Below are 21,098 nucleotides of genomic sequence, written 5' to 3'. Positions count from 1 at the left end.
TCACCATTAGAAGCCTGTTCGTTCTATCATGCAAACAATATTTATCTCTTCATTTATCGGATTATCTCATGAGTCCCAGCCTGCGCCAGATGCGCGCCCTGGTCGCCCTGGCCAAGACCGGCAGCTTTACCCTGGCGGCCGAATACCTGCACGTCACGCAGTCGGCCCTGAGCGGCCTGATCAAGGAACTGGAAAACATCCTCGGCGTGCGCGTGGTCGAGCGCAGCACGCGCAAGACGCAGCTGTCCGAGATCGGCCGCGAACTGTATCCGCTGTTTGAAAAGATGATCGAGGACCTCGATGGCGCCATGGCCGGCATCGCCCAGCGCAAGGCCTTGAAAACCGGCATGGTGCGCATCGCCGCGCCGCAGATGATGTCGTGCACCCTGCTGCCCGAAGTGATATCCGCCTACCGCCAGGCGCACCCCGAGGTGCAGCTGCGCCTGGTCGACTGCCCGGTCGAAAATGTGTCCGGCCGCGTGTTCAGCGGCGAAGTCGATTTCGGCATCGGCCCCGAACGCGATACGACCGCCGAAATCGCCGCGCAAGTGCTGTTCGAAATGCCGTTCGTGCTGGTGTTTCCCGAACAGCATCCACTGCGCCACAAGGAAAAAATCACCTGGGCCGACGTCGGCGATTACCCCTTCATTTCGCTGCAGGGCCAGTTTACCGAGCGGCTGCTGCGCGACATGGACGGCGCGTTTCGCGCACTGTCGCGCAATCCATATAACGAGGTCACCTTCATGACCACCGCGCTGGCCATGGTCAGCGCCAACCTGGGCGTGACCGCCTGCCTGCCGTATGCGGAACCGATGGTGAAACTGTACCGGCTGCAGATGCGCACCCTGCACGAACCGGAACTGACGCGGCGCTTTTTCGTCTACACCAAGACCGGCCGCTCGCTGTCGCCGGCGGCCGAAAGCTTCAGGGCCTTCCTGGTGAAGTTTGTGGAAACGCACGAATGGAACCTCGGCAGCGGCGCGCCGGCGGCGCCCGTATAATCGTCGATCATTCCATCGTCTCCGCCGCCATGACCGAACCTTTGAGCACCCCGCCAGACCTGTCCGGCATCGACGCCGCCACCATCGCCATCAACCGGCGCATGAACCGCTTCGACGGTCACAGCGAAGTATGGCTGTTCGGCTATGGCTCGCTGATCTACAAGGCCGATTTTCCCTTTATCGAACGCCGTCCGGCCAGCATCACCGGCTGGATGCGGCGCTTCTGGCAAGGCTCGCACGACCACCGCGGCACGCCGCTGGCGCCGGGCCGCGTGGCGACCATCGTGCCGCAGGCCGGCGCCGTCTGCGACGGCATGGCCTACCTGATCACGCCCGAGGTATTCGCCCATCTCGACCACCGCGAAAAGAACGGCTACCTGCGCCTGGCCACCGCCATCACCTTCGACGACGGCAGCGGCATCGAAGGCCTGGTCTACATCGCCAACGAAGAAAACGCGGCTTTTCTCGGCGCCGCGTCGGAGCTGGACATCGCGCGCCAGATCGCGCGCGCCAGCGGCCCCAGTGGACCGAACAGCGACTATCTGCTGCACCTGGCCCACGCGCTGCGTGAGCTGGGCAAGGTCGATACGCACGTCTTCGCCATCGAACAGCACCTGGCGCGCATCGCCCGGGCTGGTGAAGCCACGGCCTGAGATCAGCGTGGGCGCCGCTTACACTATGCAGCCATCCAGGCCGCAAACCGGCGCGCCGTGCGCCGCGTTCACCTGCGCTTGCGTCGACAGCTGCCGGCGCAGGTAGTCGCGCCACTCTTCGGTACGGCCCAGCCAGTTGCCCAGCTCGACCGGCACCATGCGGCCGTCGGCGTGCTCGATGGCCAGCGTGGGGAAGCCTTGTCCACCCACACGTGCCAGCAGGGCGCGGCTGTGTGCGATGTGCTGTTCGGTGGCGGCACCGGCCAGGCTGCCGAATGACTCGGCAAACCGGCCGGCATCGAGTCCCAGCTGCTGCGCCAGCGCCGCCAGCACGCCCGCATCGGCCACGCGCTGGCCCAGCACATAATGGGCCTGCTGGATCAGATGCAGCATGTCCAGGCCCAGGCCGGCGATTTCCTGCGCCGCCAGGATGGCGGTGGTCGGCGGCGTCGAATCGAACACGGCGCCGGCATCGCGCAGCAAGCCGTCGACATACGCCTGGCCGAACGGCTGGCCGGTGGCCTGGGCGATGCGCAGGTCATGCGCCATCACGTGGCGGCGCAGCTTGTCGTTGACACTCTGGCGGTTGGCGCCGCTCATCATGCCGCCACCGTGCAGCACGATGGCCAGGCCCTCGACCGCCTGCGCGGCGCCCAGCAAGGGCGCGGCGCCGTAGCACCAGCCGCACAGCGGGTCATGCACATAATGCAGCACGGGCGTGCTTACTGTGGCCACGTCATTTCTCCCTTGATCACTTTCGCACTCAGCTCCAGCGACGCGTTTTCGCGCGCCTGCGGAAATTTCTCCTGCATGGCCTTGATCAGGGCGGCCGAGTCCTTGGCGGCAGCCGCCGCCTTCTCGAACGCCTGCAGGTAGTTGCGCGTGTAGTCGAGCGCCGCCATGCCGGCCGGCGCCGCGCCGAGAAAATGGCCCGGCACGATGGCTTGCGGACGCAGTGCGGCGATCTCGTCGAGCGTAGCGAGCCAGTTGGCGCGCGACTGCGGCGTTTGCGTGTCGGCCACCCAGACATGCAGGCCACTGCTGACGACCACGCCGCCGGCCACGGTTTTCAGCGAGGGTATCCACAGATAGCTGCGCTCGGGGCTGGCGCCTTTCAGGCCCTTGATCTCGATGCGCTTGCCTTCGAGGCTCAGGTGGTCGGCGTGCAGCACCTGCGGCAGCACCAGCGCGCGCGGCGCATTGTCTTTCATGAGCGGCGCCCAGTAGGCCAGCTTGCCGTTCATGTTGGCCTTGATGGCCGCCACCGTCTGCGGCGTGGCGACGATTTTTGCCGATGGAAAAGCGGCGTGGATCACGTCGAGGCCGAAGTAGTAATCGGGGTCGCTGTGGCTGATGTACACGGTGCGCAGGGTCTTGCCGCTGTCCTTGATCTGCCTGACCAGCGCCAGCGCATCGTGGTGCTGGAACTGGGCGTCGACCAGGATGGCGTCGCGTTCGCCGCTGACGATCACCGAGCTGACAGGGAAAATGGCTTTCTCGCCAGGATTGTAGACTTGCAGCTGCAGTGGCGCGGCGGCGTGCGCGGCCGGCAGCAAGGTGGACAGGCCAACGGCGAACAGGGTGGCGATCAGGTGGCGGCGGTGCATGGTGGTTTCCTTGGTTGAGATCGATGCCCGGACAGCGGGCGACAACTGCATGGTAGACGCTGCAGCCTGTTCGATAAATCGCTTAGAATGCAATGGATTGTTGCGCCAATCGCGCAAGTAATATCTTGAAAGGACGCGCCCGCATGGACCGCATCGTTGCCGCCAAGGTCTTCGTGACCATTGCCGAATGTGGCAGCCTGAGTGGCGCCGCCGAACTGCTCGACATGTCGCGCGCCATGGTCACGCGCTACCTGGCCGAGATGGAAACCTGGTCCGGCGCGCGCCTGTTTCACCGCACCACGCGCCGCATCAACCTGACGGCCGCCGGCGACATCACCCTGCTGCGCTGCCAGGAACTGCTGTCGCTGGCCGACCAGATGCCCAGCGTGGGCGACACCGGCGACGAGGAGCCGAGCGGCATGCTGCGCATCGCCTGCTCGCAGTCGCTGGCCCAGGCGACCCTGGCGGCGGCGATTGCCGCCTACCTGAAACGCCACCGGCAGGCGGCGGTCGACCTGCGCATCGACAACCGCGCCGTCAACCTGGTCGAAGAAAGAATCGACCTGGCGATCCGCATCACCAACCAGCTCGACCCCGGCGTGATTGCGCGTCCGCTGGGCACCTGCCATTCGGTGGTGTGCGCCTCGCCTGCTTACCTGGAGCAGCACGGCACGCCGCGCCAGGCCACCGACCTGGCCACGCACGATTGCCTCACTTATACGTATTTCGGCAAGAGCCTGTGGCACTTCGAGCACGCGGGCGAGAGCGTCAGCGTACCGGTCAGCGGCAGCCTGAGCGCCAACGAATCGGTGGTGCTGCTGCAGGCGGCGGTCGAAGGCGCCGGCATTGCGCTGCAGCCGGTGTTTTCCGCCGCGCCGCTGATCGCCAGCGGCCAGCTGGTGGCCCTGCTGCCCGGCTACCGGCCCCACGCGATGGGCATCCACGCCATCTATATGTCGCGCGCCCACCCGAGGGCAATCAGCTGCACCATGCTCGCTTTCCTGGCCGAGTGGTTTGCGGCGCACGAGACCTGACGGCGCTCAGCCCGGCGCCAGTGTCTCCACCACCACGCAGTTGCGTCCGGCATCCTTGGCGCGGTACAGCGCGGCATCGGCCAGGCGCAGCAGCGCGTCGGCATCAAAGGCGCCAAGCGCCGGCTGCACGGCGATGCCGACGCTGATCGTGACCTGTCCGGCGTCCGCACCGGCATGGACCATGCCGAGCGCTTCGATCGTGGCGCGCAATGCGTCGCCGATCTGGCGCGCCTCCGCCACGCCGGTATCGGGCAGCACGATCGAAAACTCTTCGCCACCGTAACGGGCAGTCAGGTCGCTGGCGCGCCGCATGCATTTCAACAGCGCCTGCGCCACCTTGACCAGGCAAGTGTCGCCGGCCTGGTGGCCGTAGCGGTCGTTGTAGCGCTTGAAGTAATCGACATCGAGCATGATCACCGACAGCGGCTGGCCGGCGCGCGTCGACCGCGCATGTTCGCTGCGCAGCACATCGTCGAAATGGCGACGGTTCGCCAGGCCTGTCAGGCCATCGGTGATCGACAGGGTCGCCAGCTGGCGGTTGGCGGCCTCCAGCTGTTCGGTACGTTCGGCAACGCGCCGTTCGAGGCTGTCATGCAGCCGGGCGCTGGCGATCGAGATCATCGCCTGCGCGCCCAGCATGCGCAGGAACGTCACGCGTTCGTGCGTAAACGAAGCATCGGCCAGCCGGTTCTCGAAGTACAAAATGCCGTCGATCTGGCCGCCATGCCGGATCGGCAGGCACATGATGGCGCGTGCGCGCTGCCGCACATACGGGTCGGCGGCAAAGCGCGACGCGCCCGTGACGCCGTCTTCGATCACTTCGACGCCGGTGCGCATCACGTAGCGCAGCAGCGACAGCGGGAACTGCGGGTCGCTGGCGGCATCGAGGTCCAGCTGGCGCGATTGCAGCACGGTGATGGCGTCGCCGTCGATCTCGGCCTCGACACGGTAAGCGCCATCGGACAGCAGCAGCAGGCGCGCCACCTGGGCGCCGGCGTTTTCGCAGACGATGGCGATCAGGCGTGTCAGCACATTGCCCAGGCCGACTTCGTTTGACAAAGTGGTGGCCGCTTTCAGCAGCGACACCATGTCGAGCGCGGCGCCGGCATGCACGCTGGCGCCGGCATGCGCCCGTATCCTGGACATGGGCACGGCATGGATCGCGCGCAGCTGCGCTACCTTGCCGTGCGCACCCCACTGTTCGTAATGGGCGATGGCGTCGATCATGAACACGGCGGCCACGCGCGGATGCTCGTGCTCGATCCAGCATTCGCCGCACAGCTCATTGCCCAGCGCCTGCATGTTCACCTGGCCGGCCAGGCCGGCGGCGGCGATCGCCTGCTGATAGCTGCGCGTGGCGATCTGCAGCTCGTTGCGGTAGCGCGCCATCTCGGCCTGCACCAGCAGATGCCTGGCCGCGCTGGTGTCGGAACCCTGGCTGGCCCAGGCGGCGAGGCTGTCTTGCAGCGCTTCGACCCGTGCGAGCAGATCGGCCGCGTCAGGGCGTGCGCGATCGCGCCGCAAGGCGCGCAGCCAGATCAGCGCGGCGTAGAAGCTGGACTCGACCACCTTGGCCTGGCCGCGCATGATGCCGGTAACGCGCGTGAGCTGCGCCGCCAGCGGCTCGGCGTCGGCGCTGTCGAACAGGTAGGCGTTGCGGATTTTCCCTTGCAAAAAATAGGCACGATACAGCCGGGAGTGACCGTATTGCTCGAGAAAACCGGCCTCGCTGAAGAGTGCATCGTCGTAACTGTCGCTGCGCGCTGTCAGCCCCATCAAACACCTGATCGGCGCCAAGGCACCGGCGACGCAGCAATCGGCCATCGCCTGCTGGCCGTTGGCGCGCATCAGCGCCAGGTGCTGCTCGATATCGAGCAGCAAGTGCGGCAGGTAGTCGCCCAGGATCAGCCGCTCGGTGGCGCGCACGGCCGCCACCACGCCGACCTGGACGAAGTCGCCGATTTCCAGCGCCCAGCCCAGCGCTTCCTCATACAGGGCGTCGGAATGGCGCAGCGGCTGCGTCCAGTGGCTGGCCATCGCGGCGAATATCAGGCCGGTTTGCGTGCGCGCCTGCAGATTGGCGCGGCGCCTGGCCAGCAGCAGCGCCATGGCGCCAAAATCGTGGCCGCGCACCGCATCGCCCTGGTACAGCGCAATCATCATGGCGTAGCCGACGTAGGCAACGGCGCTGAAATCGCTGCTGCCCCGCCGCATCGACAGCCGCGTCATCGACACCACCATCAGCGCGCTGAGATCCTGTTGCCCGGCGTAGTAGCTGGCCATCCACAGGCCATGCATCATCTGCATCGCGGCCACGTCAACCGGGTCCGGCATGTCGCCGGCCGCCAGCAAGGCCTCGGGCGCACGGGCGCCAGGCAGCTGCCCGATATCACAGTGTATCTCGTCGAAGCGCGCCTTCATGTGCGCCACCTCGTGCGGAATGGCCATGCCCAGCAGCGCCAGTGCTTCGCGCTGCACGGCGATGGCTTCGAGCAGGCGGCCCTGCAATTGATACTGGTGCGCCTGGATGGCGAAGCAGCGCACCTGCTGCAACGGCGCCAGGGCGCGTTCGCGCACCAGGGCGTAGATCGCTTCGGCGGCATCGAACTGGCCACACAGGTAGCTCGCTTCGGCCGCCCCCAGCTGCAGTTCGAGCCACAGGCCAGACTCGCCGTGCCCGGCCTGCGCCGGCAGCAGTTCGAGTCCCGTGCGCATATGCTCCAGCGTGGCCTGGAAGGCGGCGCAGCGCCGGGCCTTCTCGCCCGCCTGCAGGTTCAGTGCGGCCAGTTGCACTCTTTCCCGTGCGTCGCCGATCAGTGCGCGGCCCGCGTTGAGCTGCTCGACGATGTCGAACAATTTGCCGTCGCGCTGCTCGTCGCTGGTGTGCGCCAGCAGCAAGCGGCCCAGCAGCAGGTGGTTGGCCGCGCGCGCGCCGGCATCGACGGCCAGATACGCGGCCTGCTGCACCCGGTCGTGCAGAAACCGGTAGCGGTCGACGCCCTCGCCAGCACCGGCCGAAGGCAGCACCAGGCCGGCAACGAGCGCCGGCGCCAGGTCTTGCCGCACTTGGCCGGGCGCGCGATCGACGGCCAGCGCCAGCGTGCCGAGCGTGAAGCGGTTGCCGCTGGACGCGGCCAGCGGCAGCAGCTGCTGCGTCTGCCCGGGCAGGCGGCGGATCTTATCGAGCAGGGCGTCGACCACGTTGTCGGTATACCTGGCCTGCTTGATCGCCGGCAGGTCCCAGTCCCAGCAGTCGCCGTCCGCCCGGTAGCGCAAATGGCCGTCATCGTTGAGGGTGGCGAGGAACTGCCTGAGGAAAAACGGATTGCCGGCCGTCTTCTGGTAGCACATGCGGGCCAGCGCGGCGCAGCCCGGCGCCGCCACGCGCACGGTGGCCGCCACCAGCTGCGCCACCTGCGGCTCGCTCAGGGCGCACAGGGCCAGCGTCGACACGCGCGCGCCACGCCCCAGCAGCTTGTCGCGCAGCGCGATCAAGGGGTGCGCCGCGCCCACCTCATTGTCGCGGTAGGCGCCGATGATCAGCAGGCGGCTTTTGTCGCAGGCCACCAGCAGCAGCTCGATCATCCTCAAGGTGGCCGCATCGGCCCATTGCAGGTCGTCGAGAAACAGCACCAGCGGCCGCCCTGCGGAGGCGAAGACGTCGACAAAGCCGGGAAACAGGCGGTCCAGGCGCAACTGCGCCTGTGACGGCGTGGCCGCCGGCAGCGCCTCGGTGGCGCCTACGATCAGGGACAATTCGGGGATCAGTTCGACCATCGCCCCCATGCCGCCGCCGAGCGCATCGCGCAGCTTGCCGGCCCACTGCCGCAGCGTGTCGTCAGGCTGCCCCAGCAAGTGGTGCACCAGCGCCTGGAAAGCCCGCACCAGCGCCGCATACGGTACCTCGCGCTGCAGCAGGTCCAGCTTGCCGGACACAAAAAAGCCGCGTCGGGCCATCACGGGCGTACGCACTTCATTGACCAGCGCCGACTTGCCGATCCCCGAGCTGCCCGCCACCAGCAGCAGCTCGCACGCGCCCGCGTCACTGCGCCCGAGCGCCGCCAGCAGGCTGGCGACGGCAGCGTCGCGTCCAAGCAAGGTGGCCGGCACCAGGAAGCGGCTGTCGTGAAACGACAACTGATGCGGCTGCGCCGCCAGCGGCGCGCGGCACGCCGCCAGGTCGTTGCGCAGGCCCTGCAGGCTCTGGTAGCGCTGCTCCGGATTTTTTTCCAGCAGGCGCTGGATGATGGGCAGCAGCTGGCCGGGCAGCCTGGCCAGCGCCGGATGCGACCAGTCCGGGCTGCGCGCAATATGGCAGTGCACGAGTTCCATCTCGTCGCGCGCCTCGAACGGCGCCTGGCCGGTTAATAGCTCGTACAAGGTGGCGCCCAGCGCGTAGAAATCGGCGCGGTGATCGACGCGGCGGTTCATGCGCCCGGTCTGTTCCGGCGCCATGTAGCGCAGCGTGCCTTCCAGCTGCTGAGCGCCGGCGCCGCCAGGGTCTGGCGACGCCAGTTCGCTGGCGATGCCGAAATCAATCAGCTGCAGCTGCCGCCGTTCGCCATGCCACAACAAGTTCGAGGGATTGATATCCTTGTGGATCAGGCCCTGCAGATGGACCGCCTCGAGCGCCGCGCACAATTGCAGCGCGATGTCGAACAAATCGTCCAGCGCCAGCGCCGGTTGCGACCATGCCTGGCGGTCTGCCAGCCGTGCGCGCAGCACCCGGTCCAGCGACAGGGCGCCGCTGTCTTCCTGGAGCATGGTCCAGCGCCCGCCATGCAGTTCCAGCGCCAGCGGATGCACGACGCCGGGGTGGCGGCACAGGCGCGCGCAGGCATACCCGCGCTTGAAGCTGGCCAGTTGCTGGAACGAGGGAAATGGCTGGTTGGGAATCTTGACGATCAGCGCCGTGCCATCAGGCGTGCTGGCGCGGCAGACCAGTGAACGGGGTCCGCTATGGAGCTGTTCGATGATCTCGTAGTCGAAAAGGGAGCGCATGGGCTGGGCTTGCGGTGCGGAATGATGGCGGAAGCACCAGCAGAGCTGAGTGTCGCTAAGTATCGTTATAGTATCGTTATATTACGTCATTGTAGGTATTATATCAGCAGTAAGTGTTGGTGCTCATGTATAAGCAGCTCCGCGATGCACGCCGGCCTGGCGGCGCGGCATGACCCTGGTCCACTGGCTCGTCAACGAACGGCAGCAGCGCACGCGCGAGCTGCTGGAAACAACCTCCTTGTCGATCGAGCGCATCCCCGGCCTGGCCGGCTTCCAGACTCCGCCTTGCTGCGCCCGCACTGCAAGTAGCGTTTCCAGGTCAGCCCCAGGGACTGGCGAAAAACCTTTGGCGACCGGGCTGTGCGGCCAGGGCAGGCGCCCGGCCATTGATGCCAGCTAAAACAGATCGAGCTGCCCCGCATTGCCAGCCTTGCCCTTGAACCCCGTAGCCGGCACTACCAGCGGGCGGCGGAACTGGCTGCCGTCGAGCTGCTTGAAGCGCCCGCCCTTGCCGTGCAGGCCCAGGCGGTGCACGGCTTTTTCAAAACGCTGGCGTATCAGGTCGGCCCACACGCCTTCGCCATGCATGCGCGCGCCAAAACTGCTGTCGTAGTCCTTGCCGCCGCGCATTTCGCGCACGCGGTTCATCACGCGCTGGGCGCGTTCCGGGAAATGGGCTTCGAGCCACTGCTGGAACAGGGGGTTGACTTCCCACGGCAGGCGCAGCACCACGTAATGGGCGTTGATGGCGCCGGCGTCGCGCACCGCTTCCAATAACTGTTCGATCTCCGGTTCCGTCACGAACGGGATGATGGGCGCGATGCTGACGCCGACCGGAATGCCGGCGTCGGTCAAGGTGCGGATGGTGCGCAAGCGCCGCGCCGGGGCGGCCGCGCGCGGCTCCAGGGTGCGCGAAATGGCCGGGTCGAGGGTGGTGAGAGTGATCGCCACCGACGCCAGACGGCGCGCCGCCATCGGCGCGAGCAGGTCGATATCGCGCTCGATCAGCGAGGACTTGGTGATCAGCCCCACCGGATGGTCGCATTCGTGCAGCACTTCGAGCACGCGGCGCGTCAGCTGGCGCTCGCGCTCGCAGGGCTGGTAGGCATCGGTGTTGACGCCCAGCGCGATCGGCTCGGGCACGTACGAGGCCTTGGCCAGCTCGCGGCGCAGCAGTTCGGGCGCGTTGACCTTGGCGAAGATGCGGCTTTCAAAATCGAATCCCGGCGACAGGCCCAGGTAGCTGTGGGTGGGGCGCGCAAAGCAGTAGATGCAGCCGTGCTCGCAACCGCGATACGGGTTGAGCGAGACACCGAACGGCAGGTCGGGCGAGGTGTTGCGCGACAGGATGGTGCGCGCCTGCTCGTCGCTGACCTGGGTTTTCCACGGCGCGGCGGCCTCGTCGGCATCGTCCGGGGGCAAGCTCCAGCCGTCATCGAAGCCTGCGCGCCCTTGTATTTCGTAGCGGCCCTGCAGGTTGGAGACGGCGCCACGGCCCTTGCGTGCCTTGAGCGATTGCGGCGGCAGCATCACCTGGCCGGCAAAACTGTCGTCATGCTCCGGGAAGATTGCTTTCATGAACGGCCCCATCAACTGTATATACGTACAGTATACTATGCCGCTGTCACAGCAAGATCAAGGGGGATGCCGCGCTTATTTCAGGTTTTTTGCATCAAATGCGGTGATATAGCTCAACTGCTGAGCGACAAAGCCGTCAAATGCGGTGATCATGGGTGCAAAACGGGCGGCCTCATCTTCAAGCTGCATCAGCGCGTAGCAGGTCGCTTCCAGGGTCGACAGCTGGTCGGGCGCATGCGCCTTGCGAATCAGGTAGTGCGACGGCGGCGTGTCGCGCAGCGGCAAGCGCGGCAGGCGCTGCAGGGCGGGATTGAGGTACAGCATCTTGCGGCTCTTGCGCCAGGTGGCGTCCAGCACCACCAGCCGCAAGCCGCCCACGTCCGGCAGCATGGTCTCATCAAGCGATGGCGGCGGCGCGATGCCCAGCGAGCGGTCGCCGGGCGTGTCCGGATACAGCAGCAGGTTGTGTTTGCCGGCCAGCAGCGCGTCGAGCTCTGCAACGGCAAACGCTTCGCCCGTGACCAGCCGGCTGTTTGGCAGGCTCAGGTGCAGCAAGCGCGCACTGCCCTTGGCGTTGTACACTTCCAGCGGATGCTGGAGCAGCAATATCTCCACGCTGTGGGGTAGCGGCCGCACCCACTGGCAGATACAGGCGGACTGCGCCCGCAGGCAATCGGCGCAGCGATCGCGGCGGGCAGAAACAAGATCAGGCTGGGAAGTCATGGACGGGGCATCTGTGCATCAGGAACGCGATTGTAGCGCCCCACCGCGCTTACGCCTAAAACTCTTCCCAGTCGCTGCCAGTTGCCGCCACCGCCTTGCGTGGCTTGCCTGCTGCGGCCACGGCCACAGCCTGCGGACGGCGCGTCGTCACGGGCGCGGCGGCAACCGCGCGCGTCACCTGGCTGGCGTCGAGCTTGAACAGGCCCACCACGTCGGTCAGGCGCGTGGCCTGCTCCTGCATCGATTCGGCGGCGGCCGCCGCTTCTTCGACCAGCGCCGCGTTTTGCTGGGTGACTTGATCCATCTGGCCGATGGCCTGGTTGACCTGTTCGATGCCGGAACGCTGCTGTTCGCTGGCGTCGGTAATCTGGTTCATGATCTGTGTCACATGGCTGATGCTCTGCACGATCTCGTCCATGGTGCGGCCGGCCTTGTCCACCAGCTGCGAGCCGGCTTCGACCTTTTGCACGGAGTCGTCGATCAGGCCCTTGATTTCTTTTGCGGCCTGGCTGGAGCGCTGGGCCAGGCCGCGCACCTCGCTGGCGACCACGGCAAAGCCCCTGCCCTGCTCGCCCGCGCGCGCCGCTTCGACGGCCGCATTCAGGGCCAGGATATTGGTCTGGAAAGCGATCGCATCGATCACGCTGATAATGTCGACAATCTTGCGCGAGGACTCGTTGATCGAACCCATGGTGCTGACCACTTCCGACACCACCACGCCGCCACGGCTGGCGATCTGCGAGGCGTCGATGGCCAGCTGGTTGGCGCTGCGCGCATTGTCGGCATTGCGTTTGACGGTCGAGGTCAGCTCTTCCATTGACGAGGCCGTCTCTTCGAGCGAGCTGGCCTGCTGCTCGGTGCGCGAAGACAGGTCGAGGTTGCCCGCCGCAATTTCGCTCGACGCGGTGCCGATGGCATCGGTGCTGGTGCGCACCTGGCCGACGATGCTGACCAGTTTGTCGTTCATTTCTTTCAGGGCCTGCATCAGCTGCCCCGTTTCATCCGTACTGTCGACCACGATCCGGCTGGTCAGGTCACCAGTCGAGACCGCTTGCGCCACTGCCACGGCGCGCGTGATGGGCCGCGTGATCGAGCGCGTGATCCAGTAGGCGCAGGCAATGCCCAGCGCGATGGCGGCCAGGCCCAGCGAAATGAGCAGCAGGCGGCCGTTTTCGTAGCCGGCGCGCAGCTCGCCTGCGGTCACGTCGAGCAGCTGCGCTTCCAGCTTGGCCAGCTTGTCGAGCGAGGCCAGGTAGATATCGCGCCTGGCGGCCATGTCGCCTTCGTACAGACGCTTGCCCAGTTCCAGGTCGCCCGCATTCTTGGCCTTGAACACATTCCTGCGCACTTCCGTATACGCCTTGCGCGTGGCCAGTACGTCCTGGTACAGCGCTTTTTCCTGGTCACTCAGCTGGCTTTTGCCGATGGCGTCCTGGATTTCCGTGGCGCGCGCGGACGAGACCGCCATTTCTTTTTCGAATTGTTTTTGGTGTTCGGGGTCGCTGACCTTCCAGGCGGCCGCCGTGCGCGCCGCATTGACTTCGATCACCTTGGCCCATTCGGCGATCAGGCGCTCGTTGCGCACCTTGACGTGAACCAGGTCCTCGGTTTCGCGGCTGGCATTTTGCATCTGCACGATGCCCACCACGGTAAGCGTGGTGAGCAGTACCAGTACCGCGGCAAAACCTCCACCGAGACGTACGCCGATCTTGAGGTTTTTCATGATGCAGTCCTATCTGAAAAGTTGCCGCGCAGTCGCAGGCGCGTCGCGCGCTGATCCCGATTGTGAGCGAATCAGATAGGCATTGCAAGGAACAACATTCAAAAAAGCAACAACGTGAAATAACGTCAGTTCTGGTTGACGACAATCAGCTTCGAGGTATCGAAACCGAGTCCTTGCGCCTTGTCGATCAAACGCTTCTGCAGGGCCGGATCCATGGTGGGCGTGCGCGACAGCAGCCAGAAATACGACTTGTCGGGACCACTGATCATCGAATAGCTGTAGTCCTGCTGATCGAGGTCGAAAACGATGTAGGAACCATAGAAAGGGCCGAAAAACGACACCTTCAGAAAGCCCTCGTCCGGCTTGTCGACAAAGTAGGCCTTGCCTTCGGATTCTTTCCAGACGGCGTCCGCATCCTTGTAGCCACGGTTGACGACCTTCAGGCCGCCATCCTGGCGCAGGCTGTAGTCGGCCGTCACATGGCTCAGGCCGCGTTCGAAGGAGTGGTCGAGACGGGCGATTTCATACCATTTGCCCAGGTATTTGGTGGTGTTGAAATTGGTCACGGGCACGATATTGTCGGGACGGCCGACGCAGCCGGTCAGCAGCGCGGCCAGCATCAGCGGCAACAGCAGATTTTTCATGGTGAGCTCCAGGGAAATAGTTGGTGGCGATTGTAGCGTGTCAGTGCGGCACGGCGCGTTCGACAATGCGGGCGATGGCGCCGCTGCGCTGCATCTGCGCGATCACCGCATTGAAGCGGGCGATAAAGTCGGCGCGGTAAGGTGCTGTCGCTGGCAGCGCCGGGCCGTAACCGAGGTAGCCCTGCTGGCTGGCCAGCTGCGCCGTTTCACGCACGGCCAGCATCGACGGCACCAGCTGCCCCTCGCCGTGCAGGCGCTGCAGTTCCGATTGCACCGACAGCCGGTCATTGATATAGCAATCGATCCGCCCACGCATCAGCTTGAGCAGATTGCTGCGCGTGCCCTTGACCGCATCGACCACCAGCGCGCCCGACTTGACGGCCGCATGATAGGCCTCGTCGCCCACCAGGAAACCGGCATTGAGGCCAATGCGCAGGCCGCGATAGTCCAGCGGCCAGCTGGCAAGCGGGCGCCGCGCCGCCACGTCCTGGTTGCAGAACACCACCACATGCTCGGTCAGCAGCGGTATCGAGTAGGTGACCGTCGGCCGTTCGCCGGCCAGTTTATAGGGCGGATACAGCGCGAAGGCGTCGCCGGCCTGCATCATCAGCACGCCGCGCTTCCACGGCACCGGCAGCAGGCGCACCTGGTACTGCGGCATGGCGCGCAGCGCTTCGCGCAGGATGTCCGTATAAATGCCCTTCATCTGGCCGTCTTCGACATAGGAATACGGCGGATAGCCATCATCGCCATAGATGGTCAATGGCTGCGGCGGCGCGGCCCGCACCGCAACGCTGGCAAGGAACAGGCAAAGCGCCGCAGGCGGCAAGATCGTTTTTATCATGCGGCAAGGGTAGCACGGAGCTCAGCCCTGCGCCGCGTCGCTACCGAGCATCTCGTCGAGCCGGGCCAGCGTGCCCTGGTCCTTGACGACGGCGCGCAGCCACAGGTGCAGCGGCATCTCGCCCCAGCTGGCGGCCTTGTCGGCCAGATACGCCACCGGGCTGTGCGGCTCGGTGCGGCGGAAAAAATCGGCCACCTGGCGCAGCTGTGCCAGCGCCTGCTGGCGCTGCACAATGGCGCCGACATTGCCTGCGCCGCTGGCGGGCGGCGCACCGGGCAGCGCCGCCACCAGTTCCGCGCCCAGCGGCATCGGGGCAATGAAGTGGATGGCGTTTTCCAGCGCTTCGCGGGCGGCGCGAAAGCTCGGGCCATCGAGGCCGAAGCGCGCGTCGACGCAGCGCTCCAGCGCCAGCAGCGACTGCATGCAATACTGCGCATCGGCCAGCAGCGCGTCGCTGAACGGGCGCGGGTTTTTCTGCCGCGCCGCTTCCATCTGCGCCAGGGTCGCGCCCTCTTCCTGGCGCACCTCGCCCCAGCCCTGGTCCGGCGCCTGCGCACTGGCCGCCGCGCGCTGGCGCGCCGCATCGAAGTCCTGCAAGGAGAACCTGCCGTCGGCGCCATCGGTCAGCGGCACTTCGCGCACCAGTTGCGGCGTGCGCGTGAGCAGCCAGAACAGGTTGCCGATGCGCTGCTCCGGGTCGCCGTCTTCGATCGGCGGATACAGGCCATCCCAGTAGCGTTCGCACAGGCCCGCCAGCAGCGCAAAGCCGTCGCCAAGGCCACGAAAATGGCGCGTCCTGGCGTGCGCCTCGGCCAGCCAGACGGCCACCCGCAAGTCCTTGCTGTGCGAGGTGATCAACTGCTCGCAGCGGGTGGCGACAAACGGCCAGTCGGCTTCTTTCAAGGCCACCACCCATTCGCCCTGGTCGAGGCTGGGGTCGTCGTGCTGGCGCGCGCGGGCGACGGCATCGAGCTCCTGGCTGAAAGTGATGTCCTCGCCGCAGGGCCTGATCTGGCTGACCGGCTGCAGCAGTTGGTCGAGGTTGAACATGGTGCGCTCCCTTGAAAGCGTTAATGGATGGTGTAGCTGAACTGGCCCTGGGCGTTGGCGCCCACGTGAATGCTCGACAGCGGCAGCGCCCCGGCCATGCGCGCCAGCACCGCCACGGCGATCTCGGGCAGCACGCTGCCATTGAGGATCTGGTCGACATTGCGTGCGCCCGAATCGACTTCGGTGCAGCGCGCCAGTACCGCCTCGACCAGCGCATCGTCATGGCTGAAACGGGCCTGGTGGTTGCGCGCGATGCGCTCGCCGATGCGCGCCAGTTTCAGCTTGACGATCTCGGCCAGCACGTCGTCACTCAGGGGGTAGAACGGCAGCACCTTCAGGCGCCCCAGGAAGGCCGGTTTGAAGTGCTTCATCAGTTGCGGGCGCACCAGCTCTGCCAAAGCCTCGGGAGTGGGCAGGCTGTCCGGCGGCTGGTTCAGGCAAGCCGCCATCATGGCGCCGGAAGCCATATTCGAGGTGGCGATGATGATGGTGTTGCGAAAATCGATTTCGCGCCCTTCCGCATCGTCGAGCACGCCCTTGTCGAACACCTGGAAAAACAGTTCGAGCACGTCGGGATGGGCTTTTTCGGCCTCGTCGAGCAGCACCACGCTGTACGGCTGGCGCCGCACGGCCTCGGTCAGCACGCCGCCCTCGCCATAGCCGACATAGCCCGGGGGCGAGCCTTTCAGGCCGGCCACGCTGTGCGCTTCCTGGTATTCGCTCATGTTGATGGTAATGAGTTTGCGCTCGCCGCCGTACAGCAGGTCGGCCAGCGCCAGCGCCGTTTCGGTCTTGCCGGTGCCGGACGGGCCGGTAAACAAAAACACGGCCTGCGGCTTGTCCGGGTCGTCCAGGCTGGCGCGCGCCGTGCGCACCCGCTGCGCCACCGCCTGGACCACATGCGGCTGGCCCAGCACACGCCCGCCAAGGGCCGCGTCCAGGGTCAGGACGGTGCGGATCTCGTCCTTGACCATTTTGCCCAGCGGGATGCCGGTCCAGCCGGCGACAATGCCGGCCACCACCTGCGCATCGACTTCCAGTGGCGCCAATGGCGCTTCGCCCTGCAGCGCCGCCAGTTCTGTTTTCAACGCCAGCAAAGCCGCCGCACCCGCCGCGCCGGCCCGCTCCCTGTGCAGGCCGGCGCGCAGTTCGCCAATCTGTGCCACCAGCGACTTTTCCGCCTGCCAGCGCTGCGCCAGCGCGGCGATGGTTTGCTGGCCGTGCTCGGCTTCGCCCCGCAGCTGGCGCAATCGCGCAGTCGATGCCCGGTCCGGCGGCTCGCCGCCGATCTCTTCGCGCTGCAGCGCGGCGATTTCAGCGCCGATGCGCTCGAGCTGCCGGCTGGCGTTGTCCAGCTGCGCCGGCGTCGCGCTTTGCCCCAGCGCCACCTGGGCGCAGGCCGTATCGAGCACGCTGACGGCCTTGTCGGGCAGCTGCCGCCCGCTGATATAGCGGTGCGACAGGCGCACCGCGTCGACAATCGCTTCGTCGCGCACGCGGATATGGAAATGGCGCTCCATCAGCGGCGCCATCGCGCGCAGCATGGCGCAGGCGATTTCTTCGCTCGGCTCCTCCACTTTGACGACCTGAAAACGCCGCGCCAGCGCCGCATCCTTTTCAAAATACTTTTTGTATTCACTCCAGGTGGTGGCGGCGATGGTGCGCAGGGCGCCGCGCGCCAGGGCCGGTTTCAGCAGATTGGCCGCATCGTTCTGGCCGGCCTGGCCGCCGGCGCCGATCATGGTGTGCGCTTCGTCGATGAACAGGATCACGGGATGGACGCTCTTGCCCACTTCGTCGATGACGTTTTTGAGCCGGCTTTCGAACTCGCCCTTGACGCTGGCACCGGCCTGCAGCAGGCCCATGTCGAGCGCGTGGATGCGCGCGCCCTGCAACACCTCGGGCACGTCGCCGGCGGCGATGCGCAAGGCCAGGCCTTCGACCACGGCGGTCTTGCCGACACCCGCTTCGCCGGTGAGGATGGGGTTGTTCTGGCGCCGGCGCAGCAAAATATCGACCGCCTGGCGGATCTCGTTTTCGCGCCCGATCACCGGATCGAGCTTGCCATCGCGCGCCAGCTGCGTCAGGTCGGTGGTGAACTGGTCCAGCGCCGGCGTCTGGCTGGCCAGGCTGGCGACGGCGTCGCCTGGCGCCGCGTCGGCTTGCGCTATCGTGGCGGCCTCTTCCTGCGAGCCGGCCGTCAGTTTGTCGGGATGGTGTTTCAGCTGCTCGACGCTGAAGCGTGCAAACAGGGTCGAGCCGCGATAGGCCAGCTGCGACAGTTCCGGCTCCGTCAGCAATGCCAGCAGCAGGTGCCGGCTGCGGATGGCCGCCGGCTGCGCCGTGCCAAGGGACGCGATCAGCCAGGCATGCTCGAACAGCAGCGGCAAGTGGCGCGAGAACACGGGCGTGCGCGCGCTGCCGGTCCTGAAGTTGCCGATCTCGCGGCGCAGGTCCGCTTCCAGCGCCGTGAGGCTGATATCGCTGCGGCGCGCGGCCACCGCGACATCGCTGCGTTCCTGCTCCAGCAGCGCCAGAAACAGGTGTTCGATATCGACTTCGTACTGGCCCAGCCCCATGCAGATACTGGCGGCGCGCGTGGCGGCCGTGCGCGCCGTGTCGTTGAGTTTGGCGATCAGGGTCTTGAGGTTGTTGCTCATGCGGCGGCTCCCTTGCGGTTGATCGAATAGCGCAGCGATGACGGCTGCAGCACGGCGTCGAAATTGACGGGTTCACTGGCGTGCGCCACGGCCAGGGTGGCGCTGATGACAAAGCTGACGCGGTTGATGGCGCCAGCTTCGCGCTCCAGGCGCGCGCGCACATGGCGCAGGCGCGGTTCGTGGCGCTCGATGGCCGCTTTCAATGCGGCGCAGATGCGGGCGCGGTCGTCGCTGCTGGACAAACACATGCCGGCAAAGTCGATCAGGCCATAGTTGACGATGGAGGCGGCGCATTCGGGAAAGCCGTCGAGCGCACCGGCCGGCAGGGCCACGCGCGTGTTGAGCAGCTCTTCGAGGTCGCGCGCCACCGCATCCTTCAACTGCTCGATCGACAATCGCGCCAGATTGCCGCCGGCGGCGCCCTCGCCCATCAGGCGGTCGAACAGGCCCGGCACGAAGCCGGCTGCTGGATTCAATGGAGATGGCATCACAACCTCGTTGAAAAAGAACGCGGCAGACATCTGCCTGCCGCGCTGCTGCCGGAAGCTAACGCCGCGCCATCACACCACGCGGTTGGCCGCCAGGTCCCAGCCGCCCGAGGTATTGCCGCCGGCGCCGCCCGTCACCTTTTGCTGCGTGTATTTCCACTTCACTTTCGAGAACTTGAAGCCCACGTGTTCGCCGAGGATGTCGCCTTCTTCCACGTTGGGCGTGACGGCGCCGATCAGCACGTTCTCGATCTCGATTTCAAAATACTTGACGCGCTCGCCCTGGCCATCGGCGCGCATGAATTCGAAGCGCGCTTTCGGGATCGTCTTGCCGGCCGAGCAGGTCTGCAGCAGCACCGGCGAGGACAGGTCGGCCAGCTTGGAGATGACGATGTCCTTGTGCTCGCAGCGTTCTGCCGTGTGGCCGCCGCCGGTCGAGGCGGTGGCTGACTTGGGCTGCTCCACGCTCCAGCTGACCGATTTGCACTCGATCCAGTCCTTGTGCTTGTCATCGGTCGATTCGCCCTTGATACCGTCTATCTGCAGATATACATCGATTGCCATGGTGTGCTCCTCTGGTTGAACAAAAAATCGGATGAATCAGGAATTGGTCGACTTCGGCAACTCCGCGACCAGTCGGAGCGAAACGGACAGCTCGTCGAGCTGGAAATGAGGCCGCAAAAACGACACGGCGCGGTACACGCCGGGCCGTCCCGGCACTTCGTGCACCTGCACCGACGCTTCGCGCAGCGGAAACTGAGCCTTCTGTTCCTGGCTGGCGTTATCGTCGAGCAGCACATAGGTCATCAGCCAGCGGTTCAGGAAATCCTCGACATTCGAGGCGGCCGAAAAGCTGCCGATCTTGTCGCGCATCATGGCCTTCATGTAGTGGGCGATGCGCGAGACGGCAAAGATGTACTGCAGCTGCGACGACAGCAGCGCGTTGGCGTTGGCCGCCTCGCTGTTGTACTTGCGGCTCTTCTGCGTCGACTGGGCGCCGAAGAAGGCCGCATAGGCCGTATTCTTGCAGTGCACCAGCGAGATGAAACCAAGGTCCGACAATTCCTTTTCGCGCCGGTCGGTAATGGCCACTTCGGCCGGGCATTTCAGCGCCACATCGCCTTCGTCCGTCTTGAAGGTGTGGGTCGGCAAATCGTCGACCAGGCCGCCGCCTTCCACGCCACGGATCGCGGCGCACCAGCCGTAGTCGGAAAAGGCGCGCGTGAGCTTGCTGCCAAACGCATAGGCGGCGTTGCACCACAGGTATTTTTGATGGTCGCTGCCGTCGACTTCCTCGACAAAGTTGAAGCCTTCGACGGTGGTACCGTCGACCGGATTGAACGGCAGCCGGCCCAGGAAGCGCGGCAGGGTCAGGCCCACGTAACGCGCATCTTCGGACTCGCGAAAGGCCTTCCATTTGGCGTATTCGATGGTGTCGAACACCTTGGCCAGGTCGCGCGGCTTGCCCAGGTCGCCATAGGTTTCCAGGCCAAACAGTTCCGGCGCGGCCGAGGCGATGAACGGTGCGTGCGCGGCGGCGGCGATATGCGACATCTGCTCGATGAAATACATGTCTTCGGGCTGGCGCGAAATGGCGTAGTCGCCCAGCAGCGCGGCGAACGGCGCGCCGCCGAAGGTGCCGAATTCCTCTTCGTAGATCTTCTTGAACATGCTGCTCTGATCGAACTCCAGCGCCGACTGGAAGTCCTTGACCAGTTCGCGCTTGGTGGCGTTGAACATGCGGATCTGCAGCCGCGTGCCGGTCTCGGAATTGCCGACCAGGTAGTGCAGGCCGGTCCAGCTCTGCTCGAGCTGCTGGAAGGCCGGCGTGTGCATCACTTCGCTCAGCTGGGCCGAGATCAACTGATCGATCTGCGCCACGCGCGCGTCCAGGGTGGCCGACAGGCTGGAGGACATCAGCACCGTGCCATCGAGCACCTGGCCCACCAGTTCGGCGATCAGGTCGCGCGCGCGCGCATGTTCGGCGTCGGACTTGGCGACCCGGCTCTGTTCGACGATCTGGTCGAGCAGGTCGGTCGATGCCGCCGCCGCAAAAGCGGGCGAGGCCTGGATTTCTGCCTGTGCATTCATC

General features: G+C 65.8%; 17 protein-coding genes. 4 read left to right on the top strand and 13 right to left on the bottom strand.

Annotation, left to right across the window (positions count from 1 at the left end; all coding sequences use genetic code 11):
• The first annotated feature begins 68 nt into the window (after nucleotides 1–68).
• On the top strand, nucleotides 69–1,001 hold the full coding sequence (locus ASR47_RS25695) for a LysR family transcriptional regulator (RefSeq protein WP_065310618.1): 933 nt from the start codon (nucleotides 69–71) through the stop codon (nucleotides 999–1,001).
• A 68-nt stretch (nucleotides 1,002–1,069) separates the two neighbouring features.
• Nucleotides 1,070–1,654, top strand: a complete 585-nt coding sequence (locus ASR47_RS25690) for a gamma-glutamylcyclotransferase (protein WP_150127973.1) — start codon at nucleotides 1,070–1,072, stop codon at nucleotides 1,652–1,654.
• Nucleotides 1,655–1,672: 18 nt separating this feature from the next.
• Here the strand turns inward: ASR47_RS25690 and ASR47_RS25685 are convergent, their stop codons facing one another.
• Together ASR47_RS25685 and ASR47_RS25680 are read right to left on the bottom strand one after the other, a co-directional pair.
• Nucleotides 1,673–2,389, bottom strand: coding sequence for a DsbA family protein (locus ASR47_RS25685; protein ID WP_082989171.1), 717 nt, complete (start codon nucleotides 2,387–2,389; stop codon nucleotides 1,673–1,675).
• The gene (locus tag ASR47_RS25680) at nucleotides 2,377–3,261 is read right to left on the bottom strand and encodes an MBL fold metallo-hydrolase (protein WP_065310616.1); all 885 of its coding nucleotides are present in this window, start codon (nucleotides 3,259–3,261) and stop codon (nucleotides 2,377–2,379) included. The genes ASR47_RS25685 and ASR47_RS25680 overlap by 13 nt, the downstream gene beginning before the upstream one ends.
• A 143-nt stretch (nucleotides 3,262–3,404) precedes the next feature.
• Between ASR47_RS25680 and ASR47_RS25675 the strand changes: the two genes are divergently transcribed.
• Nucleotides 3,405–4,295, top strand: coding sequence for a LysR family transcriptional regulator (locus ASR47_RS25675; protein WP_065310615.1), 891 nt, complete (start codon nucleotides 3,405–3,407; stop codon nucleotides 4,293–4,295).
• Between the two features lie 6 nt (nucleotides 4,296–4,301).
• Here the strand turns inward: ASR47_RS25675 and ASR47_RS25670 are convergent, their stop codons facing one another.
• The gene (locus tag ASR47_RS25670; protein WP_065310614.1) at nucleotides 4,302–9,296 is read right to left on the bottom strand and encodes a diguanylate cyclase domain-containing protein; all 4,995 of its coding nucleotides are present in this window, start codon (nucleotides 9,294–9,296) and stop codon (nucleotides 4,302–4,304) included.
• Nucleotides 9,297–9,465: 169 nt separating this feature from the next.
• Here ASR47_RS25670 and ASR47_RS27650 point away from each other — a divergent pair, with 169 nt between their 5' ends.
• Entirely contained in the window at nucleotides 9,466–9,696 is a 231-nt protein-coding gene (locus ASR47_RS27650; RefSeq protein WP_065310613.1) for a hypothetical protein, read from the top strand.
• On the opposite strand, the gene ASR47_RS25660 is transcribed toward ASR47_RS27650, so the two are convergent.
• From ASR47_RS25660 to tssC, 10 genes are all read right to left on the bottom strand, one after another.
• Entirely contained in the window at nucleotides 9,693–10,826 is a 1,134-nt protein-coding gene (locus tag ASR47_RS25660; protein ID WP_065310741.1) for a PA0069 family radical SAM protein, read from the bottom strand. The genes ASR47_RS27650 and ASR47_RS25660 overlap by 4 nt on opposite strands.
• Nucleotides 10,827–10,949: 123 nt before the next feature.
• Nucleotides 10,950–11,597: a tRNA-uridine aminocarboxypropyltransferase gene (locus ASR47_RS25655; protein ID WP_065310612.1), complete on the bottom strand. Its 648-nt coding sequence runs from the start codon at nucleotides 11,595–11,597 to the stop codon at nucleotides 10,950–10,952.
• A gap of 55 nt (nucleotides 11,598–11,652) precedes the next feature.
• Nucleotides 11,653–13,320, bottom strand: coding sequence for a methyl-accepting chemotaxis protein (locus ASR47_RS25650; protein ID WP_065310611.1), 1,668 nt, complete (start codon nucleotides 13,318–13,320; stop codon nucleotides 11,653–11,655).
• Nucleotides 13,321–13,445: 125 nt separating this feature from the next.
• Nucleotides 13,446–13,964: a lipocalin family protein gene (locus tag ASR47_RS25645; protein WP_065310610.1), complete on the bottom strand. Its 519-nt coding sequence runs from the start codon at nucleotides 13,962–13,964 to the stop codon at nucleotides 13,446–13,448.
• Nucleotides 13,965–14,004: 40 nt separating this feature from the next.
• Nucleotides 14,005–14,808, bottom strand: a complete 804-nt coding sequence (locus ASR47_RS25640) for a substrate-binding periplasmic protein (RefSeq protein ID WP_065310609.1) — start codon at nucleotides 14,806–14,808, stop codon at nucleotides 14,005–14,007.
• A 21-nt stretch (nucleotides 14,809–14,829) separates the two neighbouring features.
• Nucleotides 14,830–15,858, bottom strand: a complete 1,029-nt coding sequence (gene tssA / locus ASR47_RS25635; protein WP_065310608.1) for a type VI secretion system protein TssA — start codon at nucleotides 15,856–15,858, stop codon at nucleotides 14,830–14,832.
• A gap of 20 nt (nucleotides 15,859–15,878) precedes the next feature.
• Nucleotides 15,879–18,518, bottom strand: a complete 2,640-nt coding sequence (gene tssH / locus ASR47_RS25630) for a type VI secretion system ATPase TssH (RefSeq protein ID WP_065310607.1) — start codon at nucleotides 18,516–18,518, stop codon at nucleotides 15,879–15,881.
• Nucleotides 18,515–19,006: a type VI secretion system baseplate subunit TssE gene (gene tssE, locus ASR47_RS25625; protein WP_065310740.1), complete on the bottom strand. Its 492-nt coding sequence runs from the start codon at nucleotides 19,004–19,006 to the stop codon at nucleotides 18,515–18,517. Before tssE ends, tssH begins: the two co-directional genes overlap by 4 nt.
• Nucleotides 19,007–19,078: 72 nt before the next feature.
• Nucleotides 19,079–19,570, bottom strand: coding sequence for an Hcp family type VI secretion system effector (locus ASR47_RS25620; RefSeq protein WP_065310606.1), 492 nt, complete (start codon nucleotides 19,568–19,570; stop codon nucleotides 19,079–19,081).
• A 36-nt stretch (nucleotides 19,571–19,606) separates the two neighbouring features.
• Nucleotides 19,607–21,097, bottom strand: coding sequence for a type VI secretion system contractile sheath large subunit (gene tssC / locus ASR47_RS25615; protein ID WP_065310605.1), 1,491 nt, complete (start codon nucleotides 21,095–21,097; stop codon nucleotides 19,607–19,609).
• Nucleotide 21,098: the final 1 nt, after the last annotated feature.

Source organism: Janthinobacterium psychrotolerans, from assembly GCF_001677885.1.
GTDB classification, from domain to species: domain Bacteria; phylum Pseudomonadota; class Gammaproteobacteria; order Burkholderiales; family Burkholderiaceae_D; genus Janthinobacterium; species Janthinobacterium psychrotolerans.
Note: the sequence above shows the minus strand (reverse complement) of the source record. Positions and strands in the feature narration are given on the sequence as shown.

Bases quoted from the DNA above. Each gene is read 5' to 3' on its own strand.
- ASR47_RS25695 (WP_065310618.1), top strand. From the start codon at position 69: ATGAGTCCCAGCCTGCGCCAGATGCGCGCCCTGGTCGCCCTGGCCAAG.
- ASR47_RS25680 (WP_065310616.1), bottom strand. From the start codon at position 3,261: ATGCACCGCCGCCACCTGATCGCCACCCTGTTCGCCGTTGGCCTGTCC.
- ASR47_RS25675 (WP_065310615.1), top strand. From the start codon at position 3,405: ATGGACCGCATCGTTGCCGCCAAGGTCTTCGTGACCATTGCCGAATGT.
- ASR47_RS25670 (WP_065310614.1), bottom strand. From the start codon at position 9,296: ATGCGCTCCCTTTTCGACTACGAGATCATCGAACAGCTCCATAGCGGA.
- ASR47_RS27650 (WP_065310613.1), top strand. From the start codon at position 9,466: ATGACCCTGGTCCACTGGCTCGTCAACGAACGGCAGCAGCGCACGCGC.
- ASR47_RS25660 (WP_065310741.1), bottom strand. From the start codon at position 10,826: ATGCTGCCGCCGCAATCGCTCAAGGCACGCAAGGGCCGTGGCGCCGTC.
- ASR47_RS25655 (WP_065310612.1), bottom strand. From the start codon at position 11,597: ATGACTTCCCAGCCTGATCTTGTTTCTGCCCGCCGCGATCGCTGCGCC.
- ASR47_RS25650 (WP_065310611.1), bottom strand. From the start codon at position 13,320: ATGAAAAACCTCAAGATCGGCGTACGTCTCGGTGGAGGTTTTGCCGCG.
- ASR47_RS25645 (WP_065310610.1), bottom strand. From the start codon at position 13,964: ATGAAAAATCTGCTGTTGCCGCTGATGCTGGCCGCGCTGCTGACCGGC.
- ASR47_RS25640 (WP_065310609.1), bottom strand. From the start codon at position 14,808: ATGATAAAAACGATCTTGCCGCCTGCGGCGCTTTGCCTGTTCCTTGCC.
- tssA (WP_065310608.1), bottom strand. From the start codon at position 15,858: ATGTTCAACCTCGACCAACTGCTGCAGCCGGTCAGCCAGATCAGGCCC.
- tssH (WP_065310607.1), bottom strand. From the start codon at position 18,518: ATGAGCAACAACCTCAAGACCCTGATCGCCAAACTCAACGACACGGCG.
- tssE (WP_065310740.1), bottom strand. From the start codon at position 19,006: ATGCCATCTCCATTGAATCCAGCAGCCGGCTTCGTGCCGGGCCTGTTC.
- ASR47_RS25620 (WP_065310606.1), bottom strand. From the start codon at position 19,570: ATGGCAATCGATGTATATCTGCAGATAGACGGTATCAAGGGCGAATCG.
- tssC (WP_065310605.1), bottom strand. From the start codon at position 21,097: ATGAATGCACAGGCAGAAATCCAGGCCTCGCCCGCTTTTGCGGCGGCG.